This window comes from Nitrospira sp. M1, from assembly GCF_965152605.1.
In genome coordinates this window covers 1,674,558-1,694,012 of record NZ_OZ224217.1, presented here as the reverse complement: position 1 = coordinate 1,694,012, position 19,455 = coordinate 1,674,558, and the positions used below count along the sequence as shown (strand labels likewise).

The window sequence follows — 19,455 nt, the reverse complement described above, 5'->3', positions numbered from 1 at the left end:
TTTGACTGTTTCGAATGTCTCCAACTCGTGCCACTATTTCACTACAGAGCCGCGCGACCCGATGGAAGCACCTTTGAAGACTCAACGGAAGACGATAACGAACGGTCTGTTCGAGCTCGATTGGAAGCCCAAGGCATCCTTATTCTGGAACTCAATGGGAAAGGCACGCAGTCGACAAGCCACTCGTTTCAACGAAAAAAGAAGCCGCTGTCACTGCGAGAATTTCTCGTGTTTAATCAAGAGTTTCTCGCCTTGATTAAATCCGGGCTTCCGATGCTGCGGAGCTTCGACCTGTTATCGGAGCGAACCACGAAGGGGGCCTTTCAGGAAACGCTGCTGGGACTTCGTGAAGAAATACGCGGCGGGTCGTCCATTTCTGATGCCATGGCAAATTATCCTACATATTTTTCTGAACTCTACCAAGCCTCAATTCGATCAGGCGAACAGTCAGGCAATCTTCCGGAAGTCATTCAACGGTATATCGAATACCTCAAGCTCTTGATAGGCGTGAGGGAAAAAGTCGTGAAAGCCCTCGCCTACCCCTCATTTTTAGTCGTGTTCGGGTTTGCCATTGTCGGGTTTTTATTAGCCTATGTCATGCCCATTTTTGCCGAAGTCTATGCAGAAAGTAATACAGAGCTCCCACTGGCGACAAAACTGTTACTCGACACCATTACCTATGCTGGCGTGTGGCTCCCGTGGGCACTCATTGGGATACTGATCGCTGGAATCAGCTTTCATCTCTGGAGGAAAACGCCGCAAGGACTCATGCAGACCCATCGATGGCTGCTCCACCTTCCACTGATCGGTGATGTCGTCCTGAAAAATCAAGTCATTCGCTTTACACGAACACTCTCCACCATCCTTGCCGGCGGCATCCCATTACTCTCGGCACTCCAAGTCACGGCCCGGGGCATGACGAATCAAGTCTTCACACATGCGCTCAGCGCAACAATCGATTCCGTGCAAGATGGAAAGAGTCTCTCCTCATCGTTAAAACGCGAATCGTTTCTGCCAAGAATGACGATTGAAATGATTGAAGTTGGAGAAACCACCGGCTCCTTAGAAACGATGTTGCTTGAAGTCGCAGAATTTCATGAAGGAGAGTTAGATCTCCAACTCTCACGTTTGACAACATGGATAGAACCACTGCTCCTGCTCGGTATGGGGGTGCTTGTCGGTGGCATTGTCATCATTATGTACTTACCAATCTTTAATCTCGCGGGCGCCATTTAAATGCCTTGCCTGAACAGGACAACCTAGAGAACACACATGCCAACACCGCTCAAACGAGTTGCGCTTGAAGACATTTTCGTGAAACGTGGCCTTATACCCGACACCCAAATGGAGCAACTCGTGGCTCAGGCACTTGAGACCCATCGCCCGCTCAAGGCCATCCTCCTTGAAGAAGGTATTGTCTCCGAAGAGCACATCGTTCAAGCCTTAGCTGAACAGTATGGGTTGCCCTATGAACCACTGAATGAATTTCGCGTCAATCCTGATTTTTTTGAAACGATTCCAGTCGAGTGGATGCATCGATACCCATTTGTGCCTCTCTCAGAAGATGAGGGAGTGCTCACGATTGCCATCCCCAACCCACAAGATGTACGAGTGCTTGATGAGTTAGAACTGTTCTTGGGATGTGAATTACGATTGGTGGTTTCAACCGACACAGCTATTCATGACGCCTTAGCCGTCAGTGAAGGGAACAAGCAGGTTCTTTCTCGAATTCAGGCAGAACTCGATCCCGTTCTGATTAAGGAAGATGAGAAAGGGGAAGAAATTCTTTCTGTTGAACAAATCTCGAAAGATCAAAGCCCGGTCGTCAAACTCGTCAATACCATTATTTTGAGTGCACTCCAAAAACAAGCGAGTGACATTCACATCGAAGCCAATGAACAAGTCGTGCAGGTGAAGTTTCGCATTGACGGCGTACTGTATAATGCCATGGAACCGCTGTCCTCTTCGTTTCATGCCTCATTAATTTCACGACTCAAAATTATGTCCGAGCTAGACATCGCCGAACGACGTATTCCACAAGATGGTCGATTTAAACTTCACGTCGAAAAGCGTACTGTGGATTTTCGTGTGTCCATTCTTCCCAGTGTGTTTGGAGAGTCCGTTGTCATTCGTATTCTTGACAAACAACATATTGCCACAGGTGCTAAGGGCTTAAATCTCGACGTCATGGGATTTAATCCTGAAGATTTGCGTCGCTTACGACGTGCCATTACACGCCCCTACGGCATGGTTCTGGTCACTGGCCCCACAGGAAGTGGCAAAACCACCACCCTTTATGGCGCACTCAATGAAGTACATACGGTTGAAGATAAAATCATCACCATCGAAGATCCCGTTGAATATCAATTAAAAGGAATTGTGCAAATTCCCGTAAATGAGAAAAAGGGGTTGACCTTTGCCCGGGGATTACGCTCAATCTTACGTCACGATCCCGACAAGATTATGGTTGGTGAAATTCGTGATGTCGAAACTGCGCAAATAGCGATTCAATCAGCACTAACAGGACATTTGGTCTTCACAACCGTACATGCGAATAATGCCTTCGACGTGATTAGCCGTTTTGTCAATATGGGAATTGAACCTTACAATTTTGTCGCATCTCTCAGTTGCATACTGGCACAACGATTAGTCCGCGCAATCTGTCCATTTTGTAAAGTCCCCATCGAAATCAATCAGAACCTCTGCGAAGAATCCGGCCTCGACTATGAGAAAGTCAAATCGAATACGCTCTATGAGGGACAAGGGTGTCATGAATGCAACGGCCTGGGCTATCGTGGGAGAAAAGGCATTACCGAATTTTTGGATATGACCGACTCGATGAAGGAAATGATTCTCGCCGGGAAGTCATCATCAGAAGTTCGAATTGCCGCCATGGCACAAGGCTTAACAACTCTGCGACAAGCGGCAGTCCAAAAAGTCTTTCGCGGGGAAACCACCCTAAAGGAAATCAACCGAGTCACTCCGGTTGACGATGCCGTATGAGAACATTCCTCCCCATGACGAAAGCCAGCTTAGGACTCTCTATTACTCGGGACTCTCTCTGTCTTGTAGAAGTTCGCCGACATTGGAATCGTGTGACCTGTCGGCGTATTTCAGAATCACTTCTTCCTCCCGGCTGCCTACAGTTGTCCCCAGCACGTCCGAACATTAAAGACAGAACAGCGTTTATCGAATGCCTCAAAGCCTTGGTCAAGCATAACCGGCTCCCTCAATCCGTCGCTCTTTCATTACCCGACATCTGCGGACGAACAACGATTTTAACCTTCCCATCGTTTCCGACGAAACAATCTGAGCAAGACTCAGTCGTACGCTGGAGATTCCAGCAGGACATGAATATCGTGACAGACAAAACCCGTTTTGCGTATCGGACCGTTGCGGCATCAAAAAGCCAAACAAGCCCAAGGCAAATTCTCGCGACGGCTGTCCAACACGATATTATCGAACAATACGAAGAAGCCTGTCTTGAAGTTGGCCTCTTGCCAAATTCGATCGGGCTATCGGGATTAGATGTCTGTGACTTCTATCAAGGACAATTACCAAAACTCGCTCGGCAATCGAAACGCCAGAGTGGAACGACCAATGAGGAATCTCTATTCCTGTATTTAGCAAACTGGGGATTTTCGTTTATCGCATTTCAGAATACCGACCCAACATTTCTTCGTATCAAAGCATTGCCAATCCCGCGCTTTAACCAAAATACTCCACTCCCTGATCAAGCGGAGGGCCGACAAGATCTGGATACGCCAGACAGTGATGTCTTACCTGAAACCGACAAACAAAACCTCCAACAGTACGTGTCTGGACATTTGAATAATGTCTCCAATGAACTGGTAGCCACGTTACAGTATTACTTTGAATCGCATCCCATCCGGGAGGAACATGTTTCGATTCCTCTCTATTTCGCTGAAGGCGTCTGTCATGGAGAAGGATTTTTCCCAACAGAAGCAACCATTGAGCATATGCTCAATACCACGATATTGCGCCCCCCCCCCTTGTCGATTATGAAAGTGGCGGACACCTTGTCTCCGAAAACCAAAGTCGCCATGATGAAGTCTTCGTCTCAAATGAATTCCATTTCAGCCTTGGCCAGTGTGGCAGTGTTATGAGGAAATCTCGAACCCATCTGTCGCTCGCAGCTCCAGGAATGGATAGCCTCTTGCTGGTACAATGGGGATTGATAGTATTGATGGGAAGCGGCTTACTGATCGCTGGAGGTATTTGGTGGCTCAGTCAAGAGATTGACCATGAACGTTCTCTCTTTGTAGACAAAACGAATGAACTCCGATTGCTGAATCAACAAATGATCAAGAATGCTTCGTCGCACGGGATTGATCTTTCCGTAGAACGCATTGAGTCACTGCCGAAAGAAATCAGCTTTGCCAATCAAATTCGAAAGCAATTAGGGTTTTCGTGGACTCAATTTCTGAATGACTTGGAATCCACGGTCCCTGACACGATTTCTATGGAATCCGTCAAAGTCAATTTTAAGGAAACGAACATTGCGTTAAGCGGGTCAGCTAAAACACTGAAGGACATCAATGGACTGGTCGATCAATTAGAAACACACCCCTCATTTCATGATGTGGTCTTATCGCAACATGCCAATAAACAAAGCAAGAAACAAGGCAAGGCAGCATTTGTGCTTTTCACCCTCACAGTTTTGTATGAGTCAGTCCAGGATCCGTTCATAACAGGCAAACAAGGAGTGTAGTCACAGCATGCCCTTCGCATTTCTCAATCGTTCAAAGACCACACTTCAGGTCTCACGTCACCTCTTCCCGCTCACACTGATGGCGGGCCTGTCATGTCTCGTGGCATTGGGCATGTATGTTTTTGTGTATTTTCCTGCCAACACACAACTGGAAAACGCATCATTGTCCTATTCAACTACATTACAAGATCGACAACAATTAGAGGCTGCTCAGAACACCCAAGAGGTATTAGGAGAAATCTGGAAAGGCCTTCCCGTTCAAAAAGACTTTACGCGGTTGAGTGTCTCTATTGCCTCGTTAGCAAAGACGCATCATGTCCGAATTCCAGGGATGGGATATGATCTCCAAGAGCTTCGCCATCAACTTGCTACGAAGGGTATTCTTTCATTTGAAGCGTCTGGACAATATAAATCTATTCGGAAGTTCATCTTTGAACTCGAATCGAAGTGGCCATATGTGTTCATAGAAAAACTCTCAGCAGAACGCGCAAAAAAGTCACAAGAAGTCGGATTTAAAATTAAGGTGGCCACATTTCTCAGACAACCACATAACCACTCCACAGAAAAACGTCAAGTATTATGACCAATCAAAAAAAAATACAAATGCTCGGCGCATTACTGTTGGTATGGGGAATAACAGTTGTATTTCAATTCTCAGAAGAGACCGGAAGCCACGATACAGCCGTCAATATCGATGCTTCCCCCTATAGACAACTCAAAACCGCTCCCGACTCCCTAGCATTAGCGAAGTCATTTTCCAATCCTCGCCAAAACGTCACACTCGCGACACCACGAAATATTTTTTCTCCCTTCCATCTCCGTCACGCGCAACAGGCAGCAGATTCTAATCGTACGAAAACTGCAAAGATAAAAACTCAAGAAGGTATCAAAAAAGAACCAACATTCGTGGCTCCTCCAGGGCCTTCACCTGAGGAACTCGCCTATCAACGAGCACAGCAGCAACTCAGCAAGTTTCGATTTCTTGGCTATCTAAAAAAAGGTGGAGAGAGTCAGGCATTTCTGACGAAAGATGAATCTATCTATATCGTGAAGCAAGGTGAAACCGTCGAAGGTCGTATTGTCGTGAATCGCATTGATCCCACACTAGTCATCTTATCCACCAAAGTTATAGAATCTGGAAGCCTGGTTCAAGCAGAAATCCCACTCACGAAAGACGAAAAAGGCGCTTCACGTTCATAACACATTTTTCGTAGTCATCATACAATGCCAATGACAAGGGTTATCTCTAAGAGTCGACTATCCACAGTCGTCGCTCACATCTTTTTCATCATGAGTCTTCTCGTGCTTTCAACGCTGCCCCCCACGTTCGCTGCCACGTACCGTTGTGAAGACTCAGCTGGGGTCACAGTCTTAACAGACAGCCCCGCACAGCTTGAGCACTGCACAGTCTTATTTGAAGATCACTCGTTACCCGATCAAGCCACAAATCCTCATTCGGGACCTGCCCTTCAACCCATGTCATTATTGACTCAACCGAATGGCAAGGAGTCACCTGGACAAAACCAAGAATACCCCTTTATTGATGAGCCGGATAAAGGGTCGCAAGGCGAACCGTCAAATATGGTGACTATTCCAGTCACTTCCTATGGAGGATCGCTCCTGGTCACCGTTCAATTGAATCAAACCCGAGAAGTCCGGCTTATTCTCGACACTGGCGCAACCATGACCGTGCTCTCCCAAGATGTCGCTCTTGACCTTGGACTGCTGTCAAATACGAATACCCAATTAACGACGGTTCAGACCGCTGGAGGTCCGATACAAGTCAATGTGAGTACCATACGGTCCATCCAAGCCGGAACGGCTGAAGTCCATGATGTCGACGTAGCCATCCATGACCTTCCCGACAGTCATACAGGTGTAGATGGTCTTTTGGGCATGTCCTTTCTCAATCACTTCCTCGTCACATTAGATACCAATCAAGGCGTGCTGCACTTAAAACCACGTTCCTGACTCACCGCCAACAAGCATGGTGCTTGTCACACCACTGCACCATCATATTTTGTGAGTAATGATTGTTTGAAAAACACGTAGGGCAATGAGCGTGGGAAATTTACAAGACGTACAAAAGGCCATCTCTTACCACAACATCGAAGATCGTCGTGGCAAGAGATGGCTTGATCGATGGATCGAGCAAGGTTAGAAGATGGCGTTCATTAGTAGGGGTAATACCGTCCATGATATCGATAATAGTGGAGACAATTCCGATATCGGGAAAATGAGTAGCGAAGGTTGTTACACGTATACCCTCGCTTCCAATCCTTTCCAGTGTACTCTTGAGGAATTTGATTTTTCTTCAACGCATCTTCGACAAATTGGTCAACTTCCGCTTGATCACCAGGATTAAACGGCCGTTCCATGACTTCTTTGTTCAAGGCTCGCTGCATGGCAGCTAAGTCTTCCTCATCATCTGCAAACACCACGTGCGACCCCACGAAAATGTAAGACAGAACAAGAAAAATACCAAGCACGTCTTTGAGATATAGGCGAAATACCATTAGATTCTCTCCTAAAAAAAGAAGGGGCACCCCGTAGCAGAAAAAGGTTCACCACACTCCCACTTTCATTACGATAATAAACTCCCGCCACCACCGGAATTACGATTAAAATACATTCGATAATGAACGAGTCAGTCCCTTTGTCAGCAAATCTTGGGCCTCCTCATATTCCAAATTGGCCTGATTGGCCGTACTCACAACACGTGTTCGATATTTCTTCAGTTTACCCACTTCCGAATAGGTTTGTTGTTGAGTACCAGCCATACCTTGGGCCAAACTCTGTTGACTATCCGAACGAACAATCACCCCCTTGGGGGCCTTTTCAACCACCTGAACATCCGTCACCGCCATGAACGTCACATCTTTCACAAACGCATCTGCCACTGTCTCGGTAAGCCCTCCAACAACAGAACCAATCAACCCACCTGCAGCTCCTCCAATCCCACCATGCGTGGCAAGGCCCACACCAGCACCGGCAGCTCCACCAGCCAGCACTCCTCCATAACCTCCGCCTAACGCAGCTTCGGCAGCTGTTGGACTCGCTTTCGCCACACTGAGCACATTAGCCTGCAACCGATAGTGTGCTTCTTCCGGATCATCAGTTATTCGATACCCTCGTTTCATAATTGCGGCTTTAATCGGCGTCTCAATGTCAAAGTTATCTTTGTCTGAGGTATTGCGAACTTCAATAAAAATTACTTTTTTATCAGGTCCAACAGGATCAAGAAAAATTGTATCACTCATCTTGGTTTGTACATCTAAATCTTTTTTGGCAATAGACGTGTGTAATGCATTACATCCGGACATGATCCAAACCAGAAATCCAAAAATTAACACATTGGCTGTCATCTTCTGAACATGTTTCATAGCAACATCCACTCCTTTTCTCACACCGTAAAATTTCAAATATGAATAAATAAAACCAACTTATGATATACCTGTACATTTATTCGTGTTCGCCTCTACCGAGGCTAAGCAAAACCTACTTAAAATCTACCATTTGATATAGATGTCTGCTTATAGTTTCCATACGGAACAAAAAAGTTATTACGACAGATCTTTCACGCAATCACGATCAAGACTTGTATCTGCGATCTGCCACAACGCTTGAGGAGCCAGCTTGCCAGTCCATGTCACAATCGCGTTTCCAACTTTGGCTGTAATTTTTTCGGATTGGACCTGCGCAGTCACACCATCTCCAAAACGACGAACCCGACCTTTCCCACCACCCAAGAGCGAAGGGTTGCTCAGTAACGCTCCAAGGCCGGACGCGACAGGTGAAACCAAAATTTGAATCTTGAGCGAAGCACCCTCATTCAACAACTTCTGTTCAATCGTGGTCCCTCCACCAAATGCTGCAGCGCCGGCAGTCTGAATGGTTGGGGCCTTTTCACTTACCCAAGTTTCCACCGTTTTCGCAATACAACCCGCTAACAAAATACCTTTTTGCTCCTGCCATAGCTGATTGGCATAGTCTAAGTCCGCAGAGACTGCCCCATACTGATTGTTTTCAATGTTTTGGATACTCGACTTCAACACATCAATGATTTCTTGCATTCTTGGAGAGGTGGCATTCACCGTATGTGGACCATTCGCGACAACGAAACAGATCAAGCCAGTGGCAAGACGTAACATCCACCTGTTCTTCATCAACAACCTCCTGACATTCTGATGACTTGATTCTTGAGCCAATGAAACTACTACCGGTATCATAGAGGTTCATCTTCAAATTTTTCAATTCTATTGAGACAAGATTCTTCTATCGAAAAATGCTCAGGGCAGGGATTGGCAAGGAAGTGGTGAAGCCATGACAGCACGTTGCACAAGAAAACGCATCAATGACCTTGAACATAACACAACGAGTAGGACCAATGGCCAAGCAATCAAACAATACAATCGACCAACTATTGAGACGGAGATAATGGCGACATGCGAACAGAATGGCGGGGACGGGGAAAAGTCAGGAAAGTTTGGAAAAGCTGGAAAACTCTTCGTCTGTGGTAAATGTCGGGATTAATTGAAACATATTCACCTGCTCTAACACATTTCTGACCGTTTCTTGTGGATTGACCAAGATTAATCGCCTTTTCAAACCTTGAAAAATCTTTGCGGCAGAGACCAAAGCCCCGACGCCAATGCTATCGATGAAGGTCACACCTCGTATATCAAGAATAATCCCTTGGGTCTCAAGTTCTCGATGATAATCAATAGTCTCGTTAAAATTATTTTTTGAAAAAATGTCAAGTTTTCCAATTAAACTCAGAACTTGCATGCCATTGACTGATTTTTGCTTGATAACCATTGTAACAACACTGAGGAGAATAAGAATCACGGCTCGCATGTAACACAATCTACTACTTAGGTTCTATCCTCTAATTCGGCCATATATCCAAGAGACTTAAGCTTGTGTGTACTGAGAGCCCGCATAAAAATCATTGCATACGCATGGCACTTACCCTATCCTTATGAGCATTGCCCACATCACGAACCACTTTATTGCCCCCTGGGAGCAATGGCGTTCAGAGAAAACATGTCAATGATGATGCCAACTCCACAGTCCCATCACTTTCCCGCTCCACCATCATGGTTATCTGAATTGCCACGGAAAGATTATTGGTCAACGCCATTTGCCGAAAGCTTGTTAGCACATGCAGATCTGCCTCAAGGAATTACGGTATTAGACATTGCGTGCGGTAGCGGATTACCCACATTTTACTTAGCCCAGCACGTTGGTCAGACCGGCAGAGTCGTTGGTCTAGATATCAGTGAGGCTCAATTGCTTCGAGCACGAACGTATCAAGGCCCGCATTTCCCATGGCTTGAGTTTCGACAAAGCGATATACGACATCTCCCTTCAGATCTTGGGACATTTGATCGCATTACTGGAAACTTATCCTTCATGTTCTTTCGCCCGAATCGAAAAGAAACCCTCGAACAATTAACCCATTACCTCAAACCTGGAGGGCAATTAGTTTTAACATTTCCTTCCCTCGGCACATTTGACTCCCTGTGGAAACGAGTAGATCAGGAAATGATGGAGCAAGGACTGGCCAGCGAGCAGCAAGCCTTAACCGAGTACAGAAAAGAACGGCCATCGGCGAAAGATGCTAAGCAGTGGCTGACGGAAATCGGAATGAAGCATGTGCAGGTCAGTGAATACCCTCTAGAAGTTGAGACCGAGGGTGGACAGGCTTTTCTCCAGCATCCTCTATTACGAGGAGGCTTCCTCGATGATATTTATGAATGTTTTGCCGACCAACAACATGCGGAACATTTCATGGAGATCATTGCCAATGACATTCAAAGCTTTCTCCCGTTGATCGCACAACGTTGCGTCATGTCGGCCTGGAGTTCCCCAGAGTAAACGTCCCTTTCACTATTTCGAATTATTGTCACATGACTCACATGAAGACATTCATTGTCACACTCGTACTCCTAGGGCTCAGTACAATATTTCTAAGCTGCAATCTCATTGGTGGAGCATTTGAACATGAGCCTCAAGATCTACAGAAAGAAATAAGCGCCGAAGCGCAACTCCTCATGAAACACGCATTCGAAGGAATCGACCCGGCACAACTTCGTGACTATCATATCCATCTGCTCGGAATGAATACAGAGCTGAATGGCACATTTGTGAATGAAGGGTGGCAATCACCATTTGGCGGACTCATTCATTATATTCAGTTTCAAGTCTATAAAAGCGCTGCGGCCATTACCGATGAGGAGCAGGCTGACAGCCAATATCTTACACGACTCAAAACCCTCATTGAATATATGCCGCAACATGGAAAGTTTGGAATCATGGCGTTTGATTATTTCCACAATGAAGAAGGTCAGCCGATCAAAGAACTCAGCACCTTTCATGTTCCCAATGCCTACGTCATGAGTACGGTCGAAAATAATCCTGACATCTTCTTTCCTATTATTTCGATTCATCCCTATCGACATGATGCCATCGACGCCTTAACACGTTATGCCAAACACGGAGCGCGATTTGTCAAATGGCTTCCCAACGCCATGGGCATTCACCCCTCATCCGAACGTATGAACGAGCAACTCGAAGCCTATTATCGCGTGATGCACGACTACAAGATGACACTCATCTCGCACACGGGCGATGAAAAAGCCACGGAAGCCGAAGAATTTCAACATCTCGGCAATCCATTATTTTTAAAAAAGCCCTTAGACATGGGGGTGAAAGTGGTCATGGCACACGTCGCAAGCTTAGGCGAATGCAGCGAAGAAGATGCAGCCATCTGCACACCTGGTGCACCCTACATTGACCTCGCCATAGAAATGCTAGAAAACCCCACATATCAAAACCTGCTCTTTGCTGATATTTCAGCCTTAACGCAAGACAATCGAAAAGACCATCTCGATAAGGTATTGGGCAATAGTGCTATTCACGCACAACTCATTAACGGCAGTGACTATCCCCTACCGGCTGTCAATATCGTCATCCAAACCCGAACGCTTGAGTCAGCCGGATACATCACCGCTCAAGAACGTGAAGCACTGAATGAAATTTACGACTTCAACCCCCTTCTCTTCGACTTTGTCCTGAAACGCACACTTCGACACACCGAAACGGGCGCACACTTTCCACCCTCCGTGTTCCTCGAACACCCTGAGTTGCAAACACAGTAAACAGTCGTTTATTCAGAATACAGGGAAGTACAGATTCATGATCGTAGGCGCTCTGCATCGCAGAGAGTCACATTCTCAACATAACCTGTACAAAGACTGGGGAGGACTAGTCGATCCAGATGGCAAGAGGTGGAAGGAATGGGAGCGGACCAACACCAAAGAATGAAGGCCTTCGATACCCATACAATGGAGAAAAACCCGATCCGATAGGAGGAACAGGGACAAAGTCGTAAGACGGTGAATAAGCAGGATGGTCCTGCTTCGGATATTGTCGCCGTGCTTGACGAGTCATACGGTCTTTAAGCTCATTCATGGAAATTTCTTGGCGCTTCAAGCGTCGTTCTAATTGCGCAATTTTTTCCTGCGGGTTCTGAAGGCCTTCATTGAACGACTGAATACATTCAGCTTGAGAATTTCCCGTATACGTATATGACGTACATTGCCAAGGAATAGAAGACTCAGCAGCAGCCAACGACGGTAACCCCAATAACCCAAAACAACTGGCTACCGACATCAAGACTATCGCATTGTTCAAACTGCGCCACTTCTTAAGGGTACGCACAATATGTACCATCGAGTTCTCCATAATTCCAGTAAGCACTCTATAGAATATCATGTCCTGAAACGATGAACAATCATAATGTCGATTGTAATGTTTGACACCAAAACCAAATAGTAGGCTTGCCCACCTTACCAAGCATGATGGATGGCCTTGCCTAAAGCTGATCCATGACCGTGAACATTGCCACTTCCACAATCTGCCCCTTCACTCATTTCCGAAAAATTTCCTCCATGCTTTTTAGAGCCTTGGCACTAGTTCGGCGAATAATAATCTCCGCTTTTGACGTCAGCCGTACCTGTTTCGTGCGGGTCCCGGTCGCCTGAATTTCTAAAAACTTGGCGTCTTTCGCATTTTGAATCGCTCGTCGTGCTTGGCTAGCCGAGAGTTGAGGGATAATTTTCTCTGCATCGCTCATGGAAACTGGAATGCGATGCATCTGCTTGAGAAATAACTCTGAAAACAATGTCCAGTAATAACTTTGCTGTAGCTTCGGTTCTCTCGCAAAAGCCATAAGCCACTCTTGGGCGGCTTCTTTATTAACCGCTTCGATATACCGCTGAATTTCTCGATCCGAAAATCGTTTCACAGATGTACCCTTTCAATTCCTCAGGACTTATATGTCAGAATGACCGTACGGAGACAATTAAAATATTAATATCAAGTACGTATAATGTCAATATGCAAGTCATTGTTTACATTAATTAATACAGTCTTATAGTCTTCATTAAAACTTCATTATACATGTCATATTGACTAGTATAATGAATCAATGTATGTTTATGTATCGACATCATTCCGAACGGGCATGTCCCGACATCCCAGAAACGGAGGTATACTATGAACACACGTTACCGAGCCTCTCATCAATCGGGATTCACATCCATCTCAATAACACCACGCATCGGCTTCCGGCACATCGCTCTCACAACCGTCTTACTTTTTCTCACATTTGGGGGATATTCGCCTGCATGGGCGGGAGATCGACACAGGACAACTGCCGCAAAGATTCATCTTACAGGGTTTTCCATTCATATTGGACCAGGCAGCGGTGTTCACTTAGGAATAGGTGGTCATCGTCATGGTTTTCGCGGACCACGTGGGCCGTTCAGAAACCACGTTGGACCTCGCCATTTTCATTACGGTCCTCAATATTTTTTCGGGCATCAATATCGACCCTATTATGCACCACGACATTTCGAAAGACATCACAAGCATCGTGGTCATCTTAAAGGCTGGAGAAAACATCGCCGACATCGGCATTAAGAAAAACACGAGACTCTCTTGATTATTGAAACATGTGTAGTCAGAAAAACTCCCCGGGCATCATTACCCCCAGGGAGTTTTTCTTTTTTCAGTTGCGACTGAGGATTCTCTTGCCACGACTCACGGCTAAAAAGGCTCATACACACGTTCCCGTTACATCAATACCCCATCAACGGGTTCTAGACGCGGCGGCACAGACGTTTCGCCCAATTGTTGCCGTAAATCTATTTCAATATTTCGGCAGATAGCCGTCATCGGCACATCCTCATATTTTCCATCAAAGGGGTCTTCTGTTCGGCAGCCTACTCTCTCCATGACCGTAAACATGAACGCCAGCATCACATAAATTGGCAGAGTTTCCCATCCCAAATGTTTCACCAATGAGAATGGAAGAAGTAACAGAAATACCCAGACAAATAGCTTCGTAAAAAACCCATACTGACGAGGCAAGGGCGTATGCTTGATTCGCTCACATTTACCCTGCGCAATGTAGAATTCCTTGAGAGAGTCCATTAATCCCAACACGTAGGCACGCGGGGCAATCCAGCCAGCGTCAAACACTTCCCGTAAGCGCTTTGCTTGCCAATGATTCAGCTGTGTGGCTCTATTGGCAACACTATCCAATTGGTCTAGTTCAGCCTTCCCAATAAATGGGGCAAGGACATTCGACGCATACCCCTCTCGCAGTTGTAAACGCAAAGCCTGCAAAAATGCGAAATGCCGATAAATAAACTCTCGATGCAGTGCTTCGACTTGCTCAGCCTGGGCATCACTCCCTTGAGGCGGTTGAATATAGACAAGAACTTGTGAAGCGAAGTTTCTTGAAAAATTGGTGACATCACCCCATACCGTTCGAGCTTCCCAATAACGTTCATAAGCGGAGTTATTACGAAACGCGAGTAAGATGGCGATAGCCGTCCCAAAGACACTAATCCCAGTAAAAGGAAATGCGAGTTTTTCAAAAAAGAACTCTAAATGAAGAAGGCACACTCCATAGCCATATAGCGTGTAAAACAAGACAGCCCAGCCATCGATTTGCAGAAACCATTTAAAAGGAAGTCTCCGCCTGACAATCATCAGCCAATCCTTTCTTCACGACAATGAGCGAAACGATGAGACAGTAATGCACGAGATGTTGTAGACTTTACGTTCCGACACGCACAACGTGTCACAGATGTATTCAAGAATTACCCTCAATCTTCAGAGATGATAAATTGCTGAAACAAGTAACCACAGGCATAGAACCCTACCTGGCATCAAGCCTCTATATCGATTGGAAAACGCCAGTAGTCTTCGCTCACGCACAAACGTTAGCTAAGAACTGCCAGACCTCTCTCGATGTGGCCAAGGCCTGCTTCGAATTTGTGCGTGATGACATCAAGCATAGTAGAGATTATGCCCTGAATCCTGTGACGTGCAAAGCCTCTGAAGTGCTCACGCATGGCACAGGGTATTGTTATGCAAAGAGCCATTTACTCGCCGCATTGCTCAGGGCCAATCATATTCCCACCGGTCTGTGCTATCAACGACTGACAATAACAGATGAGATACCCCCGTTCTGCCTACATGGGCTCAACGCCGTATATCTTGATGAATTCGAATGGTATCGCGTTGATCCACGAGGCAATAAGGATGGGATCGATGCATCCTTCTGTCCACCAATAGAACAATTAGCCTATCCGATTAAGACACCAGGTGAAGTGGACTTACCGGAGATATGGGCTGAACCGCTCGGTACAGTCGTTCGAACACTCGAAAGCTACAAGACCTATCAAGAAGTGGCCGACAACTTACCAGATATTTCAATGCGCACCACTCAACACTCCTCAGTTCAATAACTTTTTAGGAGAACGACAATCTGTCGCTCTGTCGTACACGATCATCTCATCACGAAAAATGTTTTTTGAGCGAGTTCAATAACGCCTGATAAATCGGGTTGCAGAGTTCACCAACTGCCGTATCATTCGGGGAATCGTACGTCGACTGCCACTCCACAAAGGCCGTATCGTTTTCCGTAATCGGTAAGACCCGCGCCGCCCCGATATAGTTATTGACCGCACTCTTCGAAACCGGACCTGGGCCATCATCAATACGGTACATAAAGGTACGCTCACGATCATCGATCAACACTAAGGTCTCATGAAATGCGCCATTGAGAATGCGCTGTGCGCCCACTTGATCCCCATCCACTTCACCAACTTTCTCTACCTGCGTCACGACCCCAGCCGCCCATGACAAATCATGAAATTCCCGTAGCACCTTCCACACAGTCTCACAGGACGCATTGACGATGACTGAATTGTAACAGTTCCCCATAACTTTCCTCCTACATTCATCACTCTAAAAACTACATCGTGTTGTTCCACACATGCATGGAACAAAGCCGACGTCTAGCGTAACTCCCAATCGAGAATATTAACTTGCAATACAGCAACGCAAACCTCAAAACCTGTATTGTCACCTATGAGGATTGCCAATAACATCACACACTTGCAGCCAGCGTCACGACAAGGTACCGTACACCACGTTCCATCAGCAAGAATACCTCACACTATACGCATGATCACCGAATTCCTGATCACAACCAGAGAGAAACGAAAACGTCTCGATACGTTTCTTGTTCACCGTGAACCGGAAATTTCACGTTCCCGGCTTCAACGGTTAATCGAACTTGGGCGAATCCGCGTCAACGCACAGATCGCAAAACCAAGTCAAAAAATTAAACCAGGCGATCGAATTACCATGGATACACCGCAAGCAAGCGACTTGACGCTTGCGGGAAAATCCATGGCCATAGAAATCCTCTACGAAGATGAAGCGCTTATCGTGGTAAACAAACCTGCCGGCGTGGTGATGCATCCAACATCTGGAAACTGGTCTGGAACATTACTGAATAGTCTACTCGCGCATTTTCAGATGACCCAACAGGAAGCTCTAACACCTGGGATCGTCCACCGTCTTGATAAAGATACTTCGGGAGTTCTCGTCATCGCAAAAAACCGAAATGTCCATCAAGATCTTGCCGGTCAATTTGCCACACATTCCATCACGCGCCACTACGAGGCTATGGCTTGGAGCACTCCAACAAAAAGTGAAGGCGTGATTGATCTGGCGATTGGCCGTGATAGACACCAATCAAAAAAACACTCATCCAACACGGCTACCCCTCGCGCTGCCATCACCGAATTCCGTGTCATTCAGCAATGGAAAAACGTGGCGTCTCACATCATGCTTTTGCCTCGCACAGGCCGCACCCACCAACTTCGTGTCCACCTTGCGTCTCTCGGCTCACCCATTCTGGGAGATCTCCTCTATGGGGGAACACCGGCATGTCGCATCGGAGAAATTGCCATCCCACGAGTTATGCTCCATGCACGCACCCTTGGCTTTCAGCATCCGACGTCAAAAATATACAAGGAATACACTATCGACCCACCGCCCGATATGCAGACACTACAGCAACAACTCCAATACAGAGACGAAACAACACAAACCTGAGGACATTTATGATGCGCTATTTAGCTCGTCACGTCATGATAGTCGATGGTATGATCACATGGAATATACACATCTAGAAGGAGCCGCATATGGATATCGAAACATTTCGACAGATGGTTGAGAAAAACCCTAAAGGCTTTTTGGGGCGCTATGGCCTCGGAAAGAAGATTTACGAGGAAGGTGGCAATCTTGAAGAAGCAGCGGAAAATCTCCGCGTTGCAGTTGAGCTTGACCCAATTCATGTTTCTTCTCACTGGATACTAGGCCAAGTGTTGGGAAAGTTAGGAAAACATGAAGAAGCCAAAACAGTGCTCACAGCAGGGATCGCTGCGGCCACGTCAGGTCGTTCGAATGGAGGAGGCGACCTTGTCCCAGAAATACAGGCCTTCATGCAAAGTTTAAAATAAACTTATGATTTTCCCAAGGTGACCTGAAGAACTTTTTCTGTTTCTTCTCGAAGGAGGCGAAGCTCTATAACCTGCCCAGGGACGGTATGTTCAATTAAATAACTTTTTAATTCTGCCGCCGACGTAATCGGCGTTTCATTAATCGCTAACAGCACATCATTTTTCTTCACCCCAGCGATTCGTGCAGGACCTTTCGCCAGCGCGGCAGCCACCCGCCATTGCTGCTCAACCTTCATGACCTTCATACGAATGCCCAGTCTAGGGAATGCATAGGACTTTCCAGATTTTAACGTGGTCACAATTTTCACAATTAATGGACCAGGAATCGCAAAGGCAAACCGACTACATCGTCGTTCACGACTTTCGGTTTGCGTTTGAATAATGGCATGAATGAGACCAACAAGATGGCCATCCGTTCCAAACAGTCCTCCACCAGAGTTTCCACTACACGCCGAAAGGTCGATCTGTAACAGGCGTGATTGTGCGGTGGGTAAAAATGTTTGCGGATTTCCCATACGCCCAAAGGACAATGCAGGACCCCATCCAAGCGGATACCCAACGGTAAAGACCTCATCCCCTTGACGTGACGTCTCTTTCTCGAAAGAAACAAAGGGAAGGTCTCCGGCATACGAGTCCTCATCAAGTTGATACAACGCCACATCAAGAAACCTATTTACACCAATTAAATGTGCCGATAGCTCTGCAAGTCCATCAGTAAGCACATGAATTGCCTGTGGAACCTCAGCCTTGCCACCACGTGTCCGCTCTACGGCATGTCGCGCTGTCAGGATATACCCTTCGCCAAGATGAACCCCTGAGCCACGGATCGCAAATTGAGATTGCACAGATTGCTGAGACATCTCATCCGAATTATGGCGCAAGATACCAACCGTGGCATGCTTGGCTTGTTCAACCGCGTCATGCAATTCGGATGACCACGCCTCCCCTCCAATCCCATCCATTGAGATACACAGCCATGCCATGGCAAAAAACCATACTAATCTTTTCCTAGAAGTCATCTTTCACCCCTTATAACAAAACAATGCAACAGGCCTTCAGCTTTTCAGCTACGAGCAGATATTTCCTTTCGTACGCGATTCAACTCTAAAAACCTCTGCAACATGTCATGATACGAGTAATGCGCATTCCGACCGCTCGGGTTTGGAAGCACCATCACCTGCGCGCCTTCCAAAAACTCTGGAATAAAACCCACTCGCGACTTGGAAGACGTACGTTGTCGACGAGCACCAGAATCGGCATGAGGCGGAAACACCACAGGATAAAGCGTAACGCCAAGTAGCGCAATAATACGAGGACGGTATCGGCGCACTTTTTCGAGGAACAACGCCCGCCCCTCGGCATACTCGCCCTGCTTCAGATCACTACTACCAGCAGTTGTACGAGCGACAATATTGGTTAGCCCCAATCCCCACTCTGGCAAACGCCAATCATCATGATAGGTAACAGGGTACGGAACGAAGTTCGCCTCATTCAGTAGCTTCCAAAATCTATTGGAATGGCCGGCATAATGATGGCCGACCTTCGCAGATTGTGTGCCGGGATTAATGCCAACAAACAAAATATCTAAATCCGGTTTGATATAATCAGGAAGAGTCATTTATGTTTCCAGGAAAGCTCTACTTTAGTGAGCGGAAAACCTCCTCATCCGCTAGTTTTGAGAACGCACCATACCCCCAATCAGCCTGGCAGACACACGTGTTCCAACCCATGCCGTCAATCAACCATTCTTAGGTATTGCGACAGACCAACGTGGGAAATGACCTTGCATGTTGGAACCTCCGGCAACGTTTGCAACGCTTGTGAACAGAC

General features: G+C 46.5%; 23 protein-coding genes. 13 read left to right on the top strand and 10 right to left on the bottom strand.

The window, feature by feature from the left end; all coding sequences use genetic code 11:
- Positions 1 to 27 precede the first annotated feature (27 nt).
- The 7 genes from ACWHX8_RS07920 (at position 28) to ACWHX8_RS07890 (ending at position 6,703) form a co-directional block, all read left to right on the top strand.
- Positions 28 to 1,236, top strand: a complete 1,209-nt coding sequence (locus tag ACWHX8_RS07920; protein ID WP_447971413.1) for a type II secretion system F family protein — start codon at positions 28 to 30, stop codon at positions 1,234 to 1,236.
- 36 nt (positions 1,237 to 1,272) lie between these two features.
- Positions 1,273 to 3,003 (top strand): GspE/PulE family protein, encoded by a 1,731-nt coding sequence (locus ACWHX8_RS07915; RefSeq protein ID WP_447971412.1) that lies wholly within the window; start codon positions 1,273 to 1,275, stop codon positions 3,001 to 3,003.
- The gene (locus ACWHX8_RS07910) at positions 3,000 to 4,127 is read left to right on the top strand and encodes a hypothetical protein (RefSeq protein WP_447971411.1); all 1,128 of its coding nucleotides are present in this window, start codon (positions 3,000 to 3,002) and stop codon (positions 4,125 to 4,127) included. The genes ACWHX8_RS07915 and ACWHX8_RS07910 overlap by 4 nt, the downstream gene beginning before the upstream one ends.
- Positions 4,124 to 4,732, top strand: coding sequence for a PilN domain-containing protein (locus ACWHX8_RS07905; RefSeq protein WP_447971410.1), 609 nt, complete (start codon positions 4,124 to 4,126; stop codon positions 4,730 to 4,732). The genes ACWHX8_RS07910 and ACWHX8_RS07905 overlap by 4 nt, the downstream gene beginning before the upstream one ends.
- Positions 4,733 to 4,739: 7 nt before the next feature.
- Positions 4,740 to 5,315 (top strand): hypothetical protein, encoded by a 576-nt coding sequence (locus tag ACWHX8_RS07900; protein ID WP_447971409.1) that lies wholly within the window; start codon positions 4,740 to 4,742, stop codon positions 5,313 to 5,315.
- Positions 5,312 to 5,932 (top strand): hypothetical protein, encoded by a 621-nt coding sequence (locus ACWHX8_RS07895; protein ID WP_447971408.1) that lies wholly within the window; start codon positions 5,312 to 5,314, stop codon positions 5,930 to 5,932. The genes ACWHX8_RS07900 and ACWHX8_RS07895 overlap by 4 nt, the downstream gene beginning before the upstream one ends.
- A 102-nt stretch (positions 5,933 to 6,034) precedes the next feature.
- The gene (locus tag ACWHX8_RS07890; protein WP_447971407.1) at positions 6,035 to 6,703 is read left to right on the top strand and encodes a retropepsin-like aspartic protease family protein; all 669 of its coding nucleotides are present in this window, start codon (positions 6,035 to 6,037) and stop codon (positions 6,701 to 6,703) included.
- Positions 6,704 to 6,906: 203 nt separating this feature from the next.
- Here ACWHX8_RS07890 and ACWHX8_RS07885 read toward each other — a convergent pair whose 3' ends face one another.
- The 4 genes from ACWHX8_RS07885 to ACWHX8_RS07870 form a co-directional block, all read right to left on the bottom strand.
- The gene (locus tag ACWHX8_RS07885) at positions 6,907 to 7,248 is read right to left on the bottom strand and encodes a hypothetical protein (protein WP_447971406.1); all 342 of its coding nucleotides are present in this window, start codon (positions 7,246 to 7,248) and stop codon (positions 6,907 to 6,909) included.
- A gap of 105 nt (positions 7,249 to 7,353) precedes the next feature.
- Entirely contained in the window at positions 7,354 to 8,115 is a 762-nt protein-coding gene (locus ACWHX8_RS07880) for a complement resistance protein TraT (RefSeq protein WP_447971405.1), read from the bottom strand.
- Between the two features lie 180 nt (positions 8,116 to 8,295).
- Positions 8,296 to 8,898 (bottom strand): hypothetical protein, encoded by a 603-nt coding sequence (locus tag ACWHX8_RS07875; RefSeq protein ID WP_447971404.1) that lies wholly within the window; start codon positions 8,896 to 8,898, stop codon positions 8,296 to 8,298.
- Positions 8,899 to 9,208: 310 nt separating this feature from the next.
- The gene (locus tag ACWHX8_RS07870; protein ID WP_447971403.1) at positions 9,209 to 9,589 is read right to left on the bottom strand and encodes an STAS domain-containing protein; all 381 of its coding nucleotides are present in this window, start codon (positions 9,587 to 9,589) and stop codon (positions 9,209 to 9,211) included.
- 195 nt (positions 9,590 to 9,784) lie between these two features.
- Between ACWHX8_RS07870 and ACWHX8_RS07865 the strand changes: the two genes are divergently transcribed.
- Both ACWHX8_RS07865 and ACWHX8_RS07860 read left to right on the top strand, forming a co-directional pair.
- Positions 9,785 to 10,612 (top strand): class I SAM-dependent methyltransferase, encoded by an 828-nt coding sequence (locus ACWHX8_RS07865; RefSeq protein ID WP_447971402.1) that lies wholly within the window; start codon positions 9,785 to 9,787, stop codon positions 10,610 to 10,612.
- A 41-nt stretch (positions 10,613 to 10,653) separates the two neighbouring features.
- A complete protein-coding gene (locus ACWHX8_RS07860; RefSeq protein WP_447971401.1) occupies positions 10,654 to 11,895 on the top strand; it encodes an amidohydrolase family protein in 1,242 nt (413 codons plus the stop codon).
- Between the two features lie 106 nt (positions 11,896 to 12,001).
- Here the strand turns inward: ACWHX8_RS07860 and ACWHX8_RS07855 are convergent, their stop codons facing one another.
- The gene (locus tag ACWHX8_RS07855; RefSeq protein ID WP_447971400.1) at positions 12,002 to 12,469 is read right to left on the bottom strand and encodes a hypothetical protein; all 468 of its coding nucleotides are present in this window, start codon (positions 12,467 to 12,469) and stop codon (positions 12,002 to 12,004) included.
- Positions 12,470 to 12,665: 196 nt separating this feature from the next.
- Complete coding sequence (locus ACWHX8_RS07850; RefSeq protein WP_447971399.1) at positions 12,666 to 13,043, bottom strand: hypothetical protein; 378 nt, start codon at positions 13,041 to 13,043, stop codon at positions 12,666 to 12,668.
- A gap of 492 nt (positions 13,044 to 13,535) precedes the next feature.
- Here ACWHX8_RS07850 and ACWHX8_RS07845 point away from each other — a divergent pair, with 492 nt between their 5' ends.
- A complete protein-coding gene (locus ACWHX8_RS07845; RefSeq protein WP_447971398.1) occupies positions 13,536 to 13,742 on the top strand; it encodes a hypothetical protein in 207 nt (68 codons plus the stop codon).
- Between the two features lie 131 nt (positions 13,743 to 13,873).
- Here the strand turns inward: ACWHX8_RS07845 and ACWHX8_RS07840 are convergent, their stop codons facing one another.
- The gene (locus ACWHX8_RS07840) at positions 13,874 to 14,797 is read right to left on the bottom strand and encodes a bestrophin family protein (RefSeq protein WP_447971397.1); all 924 of its coding nucleotides are present in this window, start codon (positions 14,795 to 14,797) and stop codon (positions 13,874 to 13,876) included.
- Between the two features lie 140 nt (positions 14,798 to 14,937).
- Here ACWHX8_RS07840 and ACWHX8_RS07835 point away from each other — a divergent pair, with 140 nt between their 5' ends.
- Positions 14,938 to 15,558, top strand: coding sequence for a transglutaminase-like domain-containing protein (locus tag ACWHX8_RS07835; RefSeq protein WP_447971887.1), 621 nt, complete (start codon positions 14,938 to 14,940; stop codon positions 15,556 to 15,558).
- A gap of 49 nt (positions 15,559 to 15,607) precedes the next feature.
- Here the strand turns inward: ACWHX8_RS07835 and ACWHX8_RS07830 are convergent, their stop codons facing one another.
- Entirely contained in the window at positions 15,608 to 16,036 is a 429-nt protein-coding gene (locus ACWHX8_RS07830; protein ID WP_447971396.1) for an SRPBCC family protein, read from the bottom strand.
- 243 nt (positions 16,037 to 16,279) lie between these two features.
- On the opposite strand from ACWHX8_RS07830, the gene ACWHX8_RS07825 reads away from it, so the two are divergent.
- Both ACWHX8_RS07825 and ACWHX8_RS07820 read left to right on the top strand, forming a co-directional pair.
- Positions 16,280 to 17,218 carry an RluA family pseudouridine synthase gene (locus ACWHX8_RS07825; RefSeq protein WP_447971395.1) on the top strand — a complete coding sequence of 313 codons (939 nt, stop codon included), beginning with the start codon at positions 16,280 to 16,282 and terminating at the stop codon, positions 17,216 to 17,218.
- An 89-nt stretch (positions 17,219 to 17,307) separates the two neighbouring features.
- Entirely contained in the window at positions 17,308 to 17,625 is a 318-nt protein-coding gene (locus ACWHX8_RS07820) for a tetratricopeptide repeat protein (RefSeq protein WP_447971394.1), read from the top strand.
- A gap of 2 nt (positions 17,626 to 17,627) precedes the next feature.
- On the opposite strand, the gene ACWHX8_RS07815 is transcribed toward ACWHX8_RS07820, so the two are convergent.
- Together ACWHX8_RS07815 and ACWHX8_RS07810 are read right to left on the bottom strand one after the other, a co-directional pair.
- Positions 17,628 to 18,644 (bottom strand): S1C family serine protease, encoded by a 1,017-nt coding sequence (locus tag ACWHX8_RS07815; protein ID WP_447971393.1) that lies wholly within the window; start codon positions 18,642 to 18,644, stop codon positions 17,628 to 17,630.
- 44 nt (positions 18,645 to 18,688) lie between these two features.
- Positions 18,689 to 19,243, bottom strand: a complete 555-nt coding sequence (locus ACWHX8_RS07810) for a mismatch-specific DNA-glycosylase (protein ID WP_447971392.1) — start codon at positions 19,241 to 19,243, stop codon at positions 18,689 to 18,691.
- Positions 19,244 to 19,455 lie beyond the last annotated feature (212 nt).